The 12,891-nt window shown below is 45.5% G+C and carries 10 protein-coding genes and 1 pseudogene; 9 read left to right on the top strand and 2 right to left on the bottom strand.

What is annotated here, in order from left to right:
- Nucleotides 1-170 precede the first annotated feature (170 nt).
- The gene (locus BXP28_RS11555) at nt 171-923 is read left to right on the top strand and encodes a sulfite exporter TauE/SafE family protein (protein WP_036656994.1); all 753 of its coding nucleotides are present in this window, start codon (nt 171-173) and stop codon (nt 921-923) included.
- Between the two features lie 62 nt (nt 924-985).
- Here BXP28_RS11555 and BXP28_RS11550 read toward each other — a convergent pair whose 3' ends face one another.
- Together BXP28_RS11550 and BXP28_RS11545 are read right to left on the bottom strand one after the other, a co-directional pair.
- The gene (locus BXP28_RS11550; protein WP_023482859.1) at nt 986-1,678 is read right to left on the bottom strand and encodes an LrgB family protein; all 693 of its coding nucleotides are present in this window, start codon (nt 1,676-1,678) and stop codon (nt 986-988) included.
- Entirely contained in the window at nt 1,675-2,034 is a 360-nt protein-coding gene (locus BXP28_RS11545; protein WP_023482858.1) for a CidA/LrgA family protein, read from the bottom strand. Before BXP28_RS11545 ends, BXP28_RS11550 begins: the two co-directional genes overlap by 4 nt.
- A gap of 324 nt (nt 2,035-2,358) precedes the next feature.
- On the opposite strand from BXP28_RS11545, the gene BXP28_RS11540 reads away from it, so the two are divergent.
- The 8 genes and pseudogenes from BXP28_RS11540 (at nt 2,359) to BXP28_RS11510 (ending at nt 12,874) form a co-directional block, all read left to right on the top strand.
- Nucleotides 2,359-3,564: an NAD(P)-dependent malic enzyme gene (locus BXP28_RS11540; protein WP_023482857.1), complete on the top strand. Its 1,206-nt coding sequence runs from the start codon at nt 2,359-2,361 to the stop codon at nt 3,562-3,564.
- Between the two features lie 208 nt (nt 3,565-3,772).
- Entirely contained in the window at nt 3,773-5,095 is a 1,323-nt protein-coding gene (locus BXP28_RS11535; RefSeq protein WP_036655050.1) for a DRTGG domain-containing protein, read from the top strand.
- A gap of 285 nt (nt 5,096-5,380) precedes the next feature.
- Nucleotides 5,381-5,542, top strand: coding sequence for a hypothetical protein (locus BXP28_RS22765; RefSeq protein WP_155121091.1), 162 nt, complete (start codon nt 5,381-5,383; stop codon nt 5,540-5,542).
- 59 nt (nt 5,543-5,601) lie between these two features.
- Nucleotides 5,602-6,894, top strand: coding sequence for an isocitrate lyase (gene aceA / locus BXP28_RS11530; protein WP_023482855.1), 1,293 nt, complete (start codon nt 5,602-5,604; stop codon nt 6,892-6,894).
- A gap of 20 nt (nt 6,895-6,914) precedes the next feature.
- Nucleotides 6,915-8,522 carry a malate synthase A gene (aceB, locus tag BXP28_RS11525; protein ID WP_023482854.1) on the top strand — a complete coding sequence of 536 codons (1,608 nt, stop codon included), beginning with the start codon at nt 6,915-6,917 and terminating at the stop codon, nt 8,520-8,522.
- Between the two features lie 135 nt (nt 8,523-8,657).
- Complete coding sequence (locus BXP28_RS11520; protein ID WP_023482853.1) at nt 8,658-11,783, top strand: GNAT family N-acetyltransferase; 3,126 nt, start codon at nt 8,658-8,660, stop codon at nt 11,781-11,783.
- Between the two features lie 32 nt (nt 11,784-11,815).
- Nucleotides 11,816-12,348 (top strand): annotated as a pseudogene (locus BXP28_RS11515) (amidohydrolase family protein); the annotation flags it as partial.
- 202 nt (nt 12,349-12,550) lie between these two features.
- Entirely contained in the window at nt 12,551-12,874 is a 324-nt protein-coding gene (locus tag BXP28_RS11510) for a hypothetical protein (protein WP_023482851.1), read from the top strand.
- The last annotated feature ends 17 nt before the right edge of the window (nt 12,875-12,891 follow it).

Raw genomic sequence — 12,891 nt, 5'->3', positions numbered from 1 at the left:
CGGCACATTTGCAAAAAGGACGGGTGCTTCGCTGTAACGGCAAGTGCCTTTTTGCTTTTTTGGAATCTTGTTTTACATCTCGGGGTTTTGCCCTTTTCCGGTATTGCATTTTGTCAGATCGAAGCAGCCTGCGTTATGATAAGGAGAACACGGAGCTTGGAGGAACAGAGATGACGATTATATTGACCATGTTTGCAACCGGTACCTTGCTAGGATTTGTAGGAGCAGGCGGAGCCGGTTTCATTATTGCGATACTAACCTTTCTATTTCATATTCCCATACATACGGCTCTTGCCACTTCGCTTGCAGCGATGGCCTTTACCACATTATCCGGGGCGTTCAGCCATTATCGGGAAGGCAATACATCTGTTAAAACCGGCCTGATAACAGGGGGATTCGGGCTGACCGGAGCTTTCGCCGGTTCCAAAGTATCCGCTCTGATTCCGGCGGATTCCCTGCATTGGCTAACAGCGGGGATGCTGTTTCTTTCCTCTTTTCTTCTTATGGTCCGTCTTGTCGTCTTTGACCGTTATACGCAGCACAACCAAACGGCAAAACACCGGGAATCTTCCCTGTTTTGGCTGAAGTGCATCAGTCTCGGAATTGCAACAGGTTTTCTGGCCGGTACCTTCGGGATCGGTTCTACGCCTTTTATTCAGATCGGCCTACTAACCATGCTGGGCCTGAGTATCAGACAGTCGGTCGGAACTACGATGCTAATCATTTTATTCATCGCAATTGGCGGCGGGACGGGCTTTTCGACCAAAGGCTTTCTGGATGTGACACTGCTGATACAGGTGCTGGCAGGAACCATGTGCGGGGCCTGTATCGGGGCTAAATTCACTGGACATGCTCCCAAGCCGCTGTTGAAAACAGCCATGATCCTGGCTCCAGCCACAGCTGGCGTACTGCTTGTAATATAAGGTGTGTAAAACGAGCCTAAGAAACTGCTTCAAAGGCCCGTTTTTTGCTGCAATTATCATTATCACAGATGAAGCCACCATACTATCGGAATAAATAAAATTCCTGTTATGATTCCCGCCAGTGCCATGGCAAACGCACTAAAACTTCCCTCAGATTCTGAACTCCGGATTAATTTGGAAGTCCCAATGCCATGAGCTGCCGTTCCAATAGCGATTCCCAATGGAAGATCCTCGCGGATTCCCAGCCGCCAAAGAAATGCCCTCCCGAACATACTCCCCATAAGTCCTGTCAATACTGCTAAAACTGCACTCAATTCGGGAATTCCGCCTGTTAAGCGGGAAAGCTCGATGGCAATTGGTGAGCTTACGGATTTGGGCATCATGCTCAGTATCATTTCCTTCGTTCCCCCAAGACTCCATACAATTATTCCGGCAGATAGGATTCCCGCCAGAGAACCGGTAGTGATGCCTGTGATTACTGCGAACAAGTGTTTCCTGATCCGGTTTCTGAATTTATAAAGCGGAACTCCCAATGCGACTGTTGCAGGGCCAAGAATAAAGGTAAGCAGGTCTCCGCCGGCCGTATAAGCTTCATAAGGAATATGAAACAGAAGAAGCAGTAGAATAATGCCCCCTGAACTTAAAAAAAGCGGATGGATTCTGGGGAATCTTTGATTGACCAAAATCCCGCAGACATAGGCGAGAATGCTTACGGTTACCCCAAATAAAGGGTGGTATAAAAGATTATGCTTCATGCTGCCTCTCCTCTTTCAGTTCGTTTCTTTCTGGCCAGCCGAGATGTGACCCAGCCTGTTACCCCCAGAACCAAAAATGTACTAATAACAAAACTGACGGTCAAGGAAATAAATTGGGTTTCAAGTAAAGGAAAAAAGGTCATAGTGCCCACAAGAAAGGGGATAAAAAAGAGCATCATATGTTTGGTTAGAAATTGGGCCGCAGACTCCACCCACTCCAAATTGATTAAACCTGTATATAGTGATCCTGTAAATAAGATGAGTCCGATAACATTGGCCGGAAGCGGTACATGCAGCATCTCTTTCAAGAACAGGCCTAACAGGTTGAAACATAGTAAGATAGCCAAACCAAGCATGGAAATAACACCTCTTTATAAATTCTGGTATAGAACAGATAAGGGATATTTTTCCTATTATTATATAACAATCTATCATTTTAAGAACAGAAGACTGAGATGTGAAAAAATTCAAAACAAAAATTCATGGATTCACAACATTTATTTTCAAAAGCGTATTGCAAACGGGGAGTATATTTTATACGATAATGATCGTTAAATGAAACTGTATTGATACAGAATTAAAAAGTCTAGGATACAATCTGAGGAAACAAGTTTGAAACGCTTGAAACGCTTGAAATGTTTGAAACGTTGGAGGAGTGTAGTTATTTGTGAAGGAGTGGTATGTTGAATTTACGAGAAGAATCCATCAAGCTGCATCAAGAGTGCAAAGGGAAACTGGGAACCTATTCCAAAGTTCCCATAAAAAATTCAAGAGACTTAAGCTTAGCCTACTCGCCGGGCGTTTCTGAACCCTGTATAGAGATTCATAAAGAACCGGCCAAAGTTTACGAATATACACTCAAAGGTAATCTTGTTGCAGTTATTTCGAACGGTACCGCAGTACTTGGGTTAGGAAACATCGGTCCTGACGCAGCTTTACCGGTGATGGAAGGAAAAGCGGTACTCTTCAAGGCTTTTGCCGGCGTCGACGCCTTTCCTATTTGTTTAAACACGACAGATACAGAACAAATAATTAAAACCGTAAAGCTTCTGGAACCTACGTTCGGCGGAATTAATCTGGAAGATATAGCTGCCCCCCAATGTTTTGAAATTGAGGAAAGGCTTAAAAAAGAATGCAATATCCCTGTTTTTCATGATGACCAGCATGGTACAGCTATTGTTACTGCTGCAGGATTAATAAATGCACTAAAAGTAGTAGGTAAAAAGATGGATGATATCGTTGTCGCAGTGAACGGGGCGGGGGCTGCCGGAATTGCCATTACCAAGCTGCTGAATCGGATGGGCGTTGGAAATGTACTGCTATGCGATACAAAAGGTATTGTTTATGAAGGACGTTCTGCCGGCATGAATAAAATAAAAAATGAAATTGCCTCATTCACAAACAAGGAAAAAAGCCAAGGTATATTGGCTGATGCCCTTAAAGGGGCCGATGTTTTTATTGGTGTTTCCGCTGCAGGATTACTAAGAGAAGACATGCTGAAGGTAATGAAGAGAGACCCCATTGTTTTTGCAATGGCAAATCCTGTTCCTGAGATTATGCCTGATAAAGCTAAAGCAGCAGGGGTGAAAGTAATAGGAACGGGCCGTTCGGATTTTCCTAACCAGGTAAACAATGTGCTTGCCTTTCCGGGAGTATTCCGGGGAGCCCTGGATGTGAGGGCCACGGAAATAAACGAAGCGATGAAATTATCAGCTGTCCACGCAATAGCCGATCTAATCGGTCCAAATGAACTTCATGATGACTATGTAATTCCTAACCCCTTTGATTCCAGGGTTGCACCGGCTGTTGCAGCAGCCGTATCCAAAGCTGCGGTTGATACCGGGGCTGCGGGAATAATGGTTAATCCGCAAGAAATCAAATTATAAATTACGAAGTTCGCCCTACGCCTAATGCGTTTTGCTAATGCGGTTTGATCTCGACGGGAGATTGGCCGCATTTTGTTTTTGTAGCTTAGGTGCTTGCTGGAAAAATAATTCATGGGAGCTTTTTCAGGAGTTTGCATTCGTTGGTTTTTTTATACTGTTGATATATAATGATTGAAACAGTATATAACAGTAGAACGAGGTGTGAATGATGGATTCGGTCAATCCAGATCTCCGTACAAAGCATGAACATGTCACAAAGTATATCCAGTCATTAAGTGTGGGAACCGTCATATCCGTTCGAAAAATTGCCCAAGAACTCGAAGTCAGTGAAGGTACTGCTTATCGCGCGATTAAAGAAGCGGAAAATCTGGGAATCGTCAAGACGAAAAGACGGATAGGCACAGTAAGAGTAGAGAAAAAAGAGGAACATCAATTTGATAAATTGACGTTTGCCGAAATCGTAAACATTGTCGATGGAGTTATGCTTGGGGGAGCAGAAGGGCTGCATAAAACACTGAACAAGTTTGTGATAGGTGCGATGCAGCTCGAGGCCATGCTAAAATACATAGAAACCGGTAATCTTCTGATCGTCGGAAACCGCGTCCAGGTCCATGCGCGCGCTCTTGGACAAGGGGCGGGCATCCTGATCACAGGCGGTTTTGATACGTCTTCCGAAGTGAAGAGCCTGGCGGACGAACTGCAACTGCCTATTATAGGAAGTTCATACGATACGTTCACGGTTGCAACCCTGATAAATCGGGCGATCGAGGACCGGCTGATCAAGAAGAAAATTATGCTGGCGGAAGATATTCTTTGTCGGGACGTTTATTCATTGACTGAAGATCAAACGGTTAAAGACATGCAAAAACTGGTGAGAAAAACGACTCATACCAGATACCCTGTACTGGATGCAGATCAAAAACCCGTAGGCGTCATTACCACCAAAGACATCATTGGTGCCAAGCCGGGCCAGCTAATAAGCAGCCTTATGACAGCCAATCCCTTAGTGATTAGCAGTAAGGCTTCCGTAGCTTCCGCCGGACATACCATGATATGGGAAGGCATTGAGCTGCTGCCTGTCATAGACGGGGAGCGTAAGATGATCGGGGTGATCAGCCGTAAAGATGTCCTGAAAGCAATGCAGGATATCCAGAAGCAGCCCCAAAACGGAGAAACCTTCGAGGTGCAAATATGGTCGGGGTTTGAGAGGGTCAGGGACAAGGATGGAAATTTGTTTTTCAGAGGTACGGTAACACCTCAAATGACAAACTTTGAAGGTCTGGTATCTGAAGGCGTGTTATCCACGCTGATGACCCGGGCAGCTTATCAGACAGTTAAGGAACATAAAAAAGGAGATTTGATCCTGGACAGCTTCTCCAATTATTTTCTTGTGCCATTACAGATCGACGATGTGATTGAACTGGTACCGGCCATTATTGAACTAAGCAGAAGATTTTGCAAAATAGATATGGAAATTATGTGCAGAGGCATTCGTGTGGCAAGGGCGATGTTTACGGCACGGATTCTTTAAAGATTTAAGGCTGTTTTCTATATGAATGCATCATTCCCGATCAGGGATGGTGCATTTTTTATTTTTTTCGTCAACTTTTTTGTAGTAAGGGCTCTTATCGTTGTTGGTTGTCTCCGGAACGACAATCGGATCCTACAAAATTTCTTTGCATATAGAGAGGATAACATCATATCTGTTATATAACATAAATAAAAATTAAAAATTGTTATTGAACAGATGGAGAATCTATTATATAATAATTTCCATAATATACAAACTGTATTAAAACAAAGGGAGGGGAGTACAATGGATTGTCCAATTTGCCAGGGCAATGGTGAACTTGAAGCTAAGGATAGCCGCATTGGCAAAAACCATGAAGAGGAATATGAGAAAAAAGGAAATCACCATGAAATGGCCACGATTTGTTTCAGATGTGGCGGGACAGGATATTTGGAACAAATCGATTGATCTTCAGATAACAGCTATTAAGGCAAGTCATTTCTGAAATTAAAGGAGGAAAACTGAAAATGTCCGATAATAGACAAAGTGCATTGGAACAATTGAAAGCAAGCTGGAACTCAAAACGGTTTATAGGAGTGAAACGCCCGTATACGCCGGAAGATGTACTTCGGCTCAGAGGGTCAATACTGGTGGAGCACACTTTGGCCAAAAGGGGATCTGGGAAATTCTGGAACCTTGTAAATACTGAAGATTACGTCCATTCATTAGGTGCACTCACGGGGAACCAGGCTGTTCAGCAGGCGAAAGCGGGCCTTAAGGCCATTTATTTAAGCGGCTGGCAGGTGGCGGCTGATGCAAACCTGAGCGGTCATATGTATCCGGACCAAAGCTTATATCCGGCTAACAGTGTACCGAGCGTAGTGAAACGCATCAACCAGGCGCTCCAGCGGGCAGACCAAATCCAGCATTCCGAGGGCAAAAGTGATACCGATTTTTTCCTTCCTATCGCAGCTGATGCGGAGGCGGGTTTTGGCGGGCCGCTAAACGTGTTCGAGCTGATGAAAGCCATGATTGAAGCGGGGGCGGCAGCTGTACATTTTGAGGACCAGCTCTCGTCGGAGAAAAAATGCGGACACTTGGGCGGGAAAGTATTGCTGCCGACTCAACAAGCAATCCGCAATCTGATTGCAGCCAGGCTGGCAGCGGACGTATTAGGGGTGGAAACTGTGTTGATCGCCAGAACCGACGCTAATGCAGCACGGCTTTTAACCAGTGATATAGATGAAAATGATCATCCATTCTTAACCGGTGAACGTTCTCTGGAAGGTTTTCACTATGTAAAAGCAGACCTTGATCAGGCCATTTCACGGGGACTTGCTTACGCTCCTTACGCAGATATGATCTGGTGCGAAACTTCAGAACCCAACCTGGAAGAAGCCAGGCGTTTTGCCGAATCCATTCATACTAAGTTCCCTGGCAAATTACTTGCATATAACTGCTCTCCATCCTTCAACTGGAAAAAGAAATTGGATGATACCACGATTAGAAACTTCCAGCAGGAGCTCGGCAAAATGGGATATAAATTCCAATTTGTTACGCTTGCAGGTTTCCATGCGCTTAATCACAGTATGTTTGAATTGGCAAGTGGTTATAGAGATCGCGGTATGGCAGCATATTCTGAGCTTCAACAAGCCGAATTCGCCAGTGAGAAGTATGGTTATGAGGCAACACGCCATCAGCGGGAAGTAGGAACAGGATATTTTGACGAAGTTTCGCAAGTAATTACGGGGGGAACTTCCTCAACAACGGCACTCACAGGTTCTACAGAAGAGGAACAGTTCGTACATCAAAACATATAGAATATATTAAATGTGAGGAGATGAGCCTTTTGACAGAACCAATGGTTTCTCAGGGAATTGAAATAAAAGATGATTTAAAGAGCCGGCATAGGGAAATTCTTACCCCAGATGCACTGGCTTTTATAGCGGGTCTTGAAAGGCGGTTTGGCTCCAAACGCCTTCAATTGCTTCAGCAAAGGCAGGAACGCCAGAAGAGAATAGATGCAGGGGAACTTCCGGATTTTTTAAATGAAACGGAACATATCCGCAAAGGAGATTGGTCGGTTGCCCCTATTCCGGCGGTTTTACAGGACCGTCGTGTGGAAATCACGGGCCCGGCCGGTGACCGGAAAATGGTCATTAATGCTTTTAATTCAGGAGCCAAAGTGTATATGTCCGATTTCGAGGACGCTAACTCCCCTACATGGTCCAATACGATTGAGGGTCAACTGAATCTTCGTGATGCTATCGATGGAACTATTCATTTCGAGCAACCGGGGGGGAAAACCTATCGACTGCATAAGGAAAGGGCTATTTTAAAAGTCCGCCCCAGAGGGTGGCATTTAGAAGAAAAGCATATTCTGATTGACGGCCGACCAATATCGGCAGCTTTGTTTGACTTTGGTCTCTTCTTTTTTCATAATGCCAGGAATCTAATGAAAAAAGGGAGCGGTCCCTACTTTTATTTGCCGAAGATGGAGAGCCATTTGGAAGCACGCTTGTGGAACGATGTATTCGTATTTGCACAGAAGGAGTTGGGAATTCCCCAGGGAACTATCAAAGCTACTGTTTTAATTGAAACGATTCTGGCTGCTTTCGAGATGGATGAAATCCTGTATGAGCTTCGTGAACATGCTGCCGGACTGAATTGTGGACGTTGGGACTATATTTTTAGCTACATCAAAGTATTGCGTGATCAGCCGGATGTTATTTTGCCGGATCGCGGACTTGTTACTATGGAATCCCCTTTTATGAAAGCCTATACCCTTCTGGCTATTCAAACGTGTCATAAACGAAAAGCATACTGCATAGGCGGTATGGCAGCCCAAATACCGGTGAAAAGCGATCCGAAGGCCAATGAGGAGGCGATGGAAAAGGTCCGTCGGGATAAGCTTCGGGAGGTTACAAACGGGCATGACGGCTCGTGGGTTGCGCACCCTGGACTTGTTCCTGTGGTCAAAGCTGTATTTGATGAAAAAATGCCAACACCTAATCAGGTCAACAAGCAGCTAAACCATATTGAGATCAAACAATCTGATCTTCTGGAGCTTCCCCGGGGACCGATTACTGAAGAGGGTGTGCGAATTAATGTTAGTGTAGGTATTCAATATATCGAAGCCTGGCTCAGGGGCTATGGAGCGGTTCCAATCAACCACCTAATGGAAGATGTCGCAACAGCAGAAATTTCAAGGGCTCAGCTTTGGCAATGGCTTCATCATCCAAATGGGGTACTTGAAGACGGGCGGAAGGTGACACTTGAGTTATTTGAGAAAATCAAAGCGGAGGAACTTGCAAAAATCAAACAGGAGCTGGGAGACGAAGAGTACTCGAAACGAAAATTTGAGTTGGCAAGTGAGTTATTCAGCCAAATGACGGTAGCGAAACAATTTGAGGAATTCCTGACCATTCGGGGATACGATTATTTATAGATATATAGCCAAGACCGTGTATCCAAACCTATGACCGGATATCCGGTCTTTTTTTGATGGAAATAGCAACCAAATGGTATCTGCTTCGTATGTTAATTAACTCCAAATGATGGCAGAACAGAGGTGGAAAAATTGATGGATAAACAAGTTGAAATTGTTAATTATCATCCCGATTATGGGGAAAGTCTGGCCGAGATGTGGAACCGTAGTCAGGAAGCATGGGGTGGAGGGACATCTGTAACGACAGGGGATCAAGTTCGCCGGGATGAGGAAAATTCCGATTCTCTTGCGGTATTCCTTGCCGTCTATGATAACCAAGTTGTCGCTTATTGCAGCCTTAGTGAGTATACGGAGGATGAAGGAGCCTTGTATATTCATCTTCTGAATGTCCGTCCTGATTATCATGGGAAAAAGATTGGCAAGATGCTCGTGCTCCGGGCGGTAGAGGAGACGGTTCACCGGGGATGGCCACGTGTTGACTTGTATACGTGGGAGTCGAACATGAAGGCAGTTCCTCTATACAAACGCTGCGGATTCTTTTGGGAAGACCGTGAGGATACGACACACTTTATGAATTTTATTCCGCAGATCATCAATTGTGAAGCTATTTTACCCTATATGGCGGATATCGATTGGTACGCGGATTCATCCCGTACGATTGAAGTGGTCCGGGACGGCCATGTAGAGAACGGCTTTCATACGTATACATACACATGGAACAAGAATGGCCGAAAGCTTCGCGTTGATATTGAACGCAGGGGACGGGGGATCTGCCTTATCGAGACAGAAGATTATCTATTGTCAGCCATGGCTGAGAATGCCGAACCCGTATTCGGCAAGGAATATACCGTTCAATATCGGATCGTTAACAAATCCGGGGCCCCGCTTAGAATTGAGTTTGAGGGTGAATCTGACCGGAACATCTCATTTAACTGGAAACAGTCCGTCCAAGTAGAGGGCGAGCAGCTGCTTACTGCCCGCTTTTTCGTCGGAGAAATTGCAGAAGAACAGAGCGAGTGGCGGACATGTCCTACCGTGCGCACGAACGTCACGATAAATGGTTTGCAGGCTTTACTTCAGGTTGGAGTTTTCCCGAAATTTCCTGCCAGCCTGGAAATGAAGGTTCCAGATGAAATGTATGCGCTGCAGGGCAACTATGAGTTCTATATGGACATCGAGAACCATTATCCGGAAGCAGCAACTTTCTCGTTTGAACTGCCTCCCGAGCCATGGCTTGAGCTTATGCAGCGTAAATTTATAGTGAGCCTCCAACCGAAGGAGCGCGTCTCTTTGTCTGTACCCTGCCGGCTCCTCGATTATGGATTCTACAGCCAGAAGCTCAGTATCCAGGCTGCATTTGAAAGTGCTGGAGAAGTGACGTTTACCCGGACCATAAGTGGCGGCTTCAGCGGTCCAGGCGGAATGTGTATCGGTGAAACTGAGCGTTCCTACCTTGCAATGAACGGGAAGTATAAACTAAAGCATGACAAGGAGAGTAACGAACTTTATGTCCGCTGTTCGGGCAGTGAGGACGACCTCTTTATCATGCTTCATCCGATGGTAGGGAAGCCTTATTCGGGGGAATTCTCTAAGAAGAAGCCGGAGAAGGTGAAGTGGAAGCAAGAACAAGGGGCAGCCGGATTCTGGTTCATGTACCGTTCCAGTCGGTATACCGGGCTTCTGCTGCATGTCCATATTCTTCTTTATGCGGATGGAACGGTAAAGTCGTGGCAGGAACTTGAGAATGTCTCGATTAGCCCGTTCGCTTCGGAAATATGGGTATCCCAGCGGATTCATTGCGATCTCTACCGTTCCATACTGCCCTACGGGGATCAGTTTGTGGAGATGGCTGATTCCCATAGCGATGAATATGAATATTGGGATAGTGAAAAGATGAGTGAACCGTGGATGTTCTCGAAAAGAAACGGGATGACAAAGGGGATCTGCTGGTCTGATTCCCACCGGATGAGCCTGCGGGACTGGTTTTTGGAGCTTGAAACGGACATGGGCTGTCTGAACCCTAAAGAGGTGAGAAGAACTGGCGACATTATCCTGACAGCCGGGAGTTTCAGTAATTGGAAATCCTTTAGGAAGTTCGCTTTGAAGCGAACTGATGAAGAAAAACTGGAGCACACTGTCCGGGATTTGGAGTTGACGGTAAACAGAGGTAATCCGTTTGTGAAGCCTGGCGTTGAAGGTGTACCCGTCATACTGCGGGATTTGAAGCGAAATATATGGGAAGGACAGGTATCAGCAAGTTTTGCCGGTCACGAAGGACCGCACGATACAGTATTCTTCTCTTCGGATAACGAAATTACGGAAGCCCGTTTCACCCTATCTCTACCGGATAATCTATATGAAACAGTTCAGGTAGATGCTCGCCTAGGAGCATTGGAAGAGTCTTACTTTGCTGCTCTCTTCCCTATAGCCCCAGGCAATGTAGAGTTTAGGGAAACCACTAAAGCCGATTGGACGATATTGGAAGCAGATAACGGTTCTATCCGTATCATGGCTGCCGGGGGGTATTACCCGGGTCTCCATTCTATTAGGGTGAATGGGCATGAGTGGCTGGCTTCAGGATATCCAGACTATGGTGCCAAGTCGTGGTGGAACCCGTGGACAGGCGGGATGAATGATTGTTTGGATGACTTCAGTACGGTTTCCATCTTGAAAGAAGAGAGAGTAGTTTCTTCCGTCCAGTTGCCCGACAACAAGGGCAATATCTGGTCCGGTATCCGGGTGCGGCTATCTGTCCATAAGCACAAAAAGTACCGGGGACTGACATGGGACTCTTACTATTTGATGCTGCCTGGCGTTCCGGTGCTTGCTTATATGGCAGATATTCGTCAGGAAACCGGCATATATTTTGGGGGATTGCAGAGTATAACCGAAATATTCTTTCCGCTGGAATGCGGGTGGATACAGACGGCTGGTCTCCCAGGAGAAGTGCTTCGCTACCGGCTAGGGGAAGGGGAGATTTTGGTGCGCGAAGCAAGTGATTATGTACTGGGCCGTGAAGAGGGACAAGGTTTCCTTCATGTGGTGACGGATGAATCACAAATTAGACCTAGTATGTATGCCAACAAGGAAATCAGTTGTTTGTCGTTTTACCGGAACCTGGACTTGCCGCATGGTAGCATTACCCGTTCATCCCCGACCTTTTTCGTTTTTACTGATGATATATTGTCTCGGGAAGCACTCAGAAGTCTGCGTTGTCTGACATTTTCAAAGTTGTCTGCACAACAAGACGATGGACCATAGATAGACCATAGATGGACCATTAAGGAGGAAGAATGCACCTATCTCATATTAAGTCGTTTAAACAGACGGCGTCAGAACGATCACATGTCGATTATTCCGTTGAGGGATTGCTTAGGGAGTATGAACAGAACGGTATTGCTCTCGGTATAGGCATGGGGTTGACGGAGACGGACAAAGAAAGCTTTCCTGACCGTGATGCTAAAACCCCGATGGGGCTGGATATGGTGGCTGATTACCCGAGTCAGGTCCGGGTATTAATCCTTACAAGCTTGACTCTGCCGGTCTGGACGCACTGGAACGGGCTTTGCAGCAGCCGGAAGCTGTCGGAATCAAAATTTATCTCGGATACTACCCGTTCTATGCTTATGACGATGTCTATCAACCGGTGTATGAATTGGCAAAGCAATGTAAGGTTCCTGTTGTCTATCACACTGGTGATACATATTCGGAACGGGGGCTCTTGAAATACTCACATCCGCTTACGATTGACGAGGTCGCCGTCAAACATAGAGATATTAACTTTATGATGGCGTATTTCGGAGATCCATGGGTCCTGGATGGGGCTGCACGGCGTATTTTTCCAAAGATCATCCCTATCATAGAAAGATAAAAGTCAGAAATCTGTTTGCGAGAGGCAAGCAGATTTTTTTGTGTATTTAAATCTATGAATCTATTAACTTAGATATTGCGAGTTTAATAGAATCGAATTAAACTGAGATTAGTCATTTTGTAACAAAAATGACAAAAAATATCTAAGGAGGAAACGAATGAAAACAGGAAAATGGTTATCTATACTCTTATCAGCATCCTTGGTCATAGGGGCCGGTACATCATTCCCCGCATCCAGTTATGCCCAAACTGCTGATAATGAAAAAGGGGGGATTGATTGGGGATTAGTAAATCAGGAGGCTGTAGTTAAGTCTCTTCAAGAGCAGGGAAAGCTTAGCTCAAAAGCTCCGGATGAAGAAGTGCAGAAAGCTGTCGAGGAATATGTCACAAAAGGTGAAAATCCACACAGCACCACGGATGGCATTGATACTACAACCGACTTTGGCAAACTAGCATTTAAAAACAGGCAGGGAATGCAGTAGCAAACCTCCGAAAAGGT

The organism is Paenibacillus larvae subsp. larvae (assembly GCF_002003265.1).
In the GTDB taxonomy this organism is placed as follows: Bacteria; Bacillota; Bacilli; order Paenibacillales; family NBRC-103111; genus Paenibacillus_H; species Paenibacillus_H larvae.
This window is presented reverse-complemented; position numbering and strand designations above follow the sequence as displayed.

Excerpts from the sequence above, each read along its gene's own strand:
- BXP28_RS11555 (WP_036656994.1), top strand. The coding sequence starts at position 171 with ATGACGATTATATTGACCATGTTTGCAACCGGTACCTTGCTAGGATTT.
- BXP28_RS11550 (WP_023482859.1), bottom strand. The coding sequence starts at position 1,678 with ATGAAGCATAATCTTTTATACCACCCTTTATTTGGGGTAACCGTAAGC.
- BXP28_RS11545 (WP_023482858.1), bottom strand. The coding sequence starts at position 2,034 with ATGCTTGGTTTGGCTATCTTACTATGTTTCAACCTGTTAGGCCTGTTC.
- BXP28_RS11540 (WP_023482857.1), top strand. The coding sequence starts at position 2,359 with ATGTTGAATTTACGAGAAGAATCCATCAAGCTGCATCAAGAGTGCAAA.
- BXP28_RS11535 (WP_036655050.1), top strand. The coding sequence starts at position 3,773 with ATGGATTCGGTCAATCCAGATCTCCGTACAAAGCATGAACATGTCACA.
- BXP28_RS22765 (WP_155121091.1), top strand. The coding sequence starts at position 5,381 with ATGGATTGTCCAATTTGCCAGGGCAATGGTGAACTTGAAGCTAAGGAT.
- aceA (WP_023482855.1), top strand. The coding sequence starts at position 5,602 with ATGTCCGATAATAGACAAAGTGCATTGGAACAATTGAAAGCAAGCTGG.
- aceB (WP_023482854.1), top strand. The coding sequence starts at position 6,915 with ATGAGCCTTTTGACAGAACCAATGGTTTCTCAGGGAATTGAAATAAAA.
- BXP28_RS11520 (WP_023482853.1), top strand. The coding sequence starts at position 8,658 with ATGGATAAACAAGTTGAAATTGTTAATTATCATCCCGATTATGGGGAA.
- BXP28_RS11510 (WP_023482851.1), top strand. The coding sequence starts at position 12,551 with ATGAAAACAGGAAAATGGTTATCTATACTCTTATCAGCATCCTTGGTC.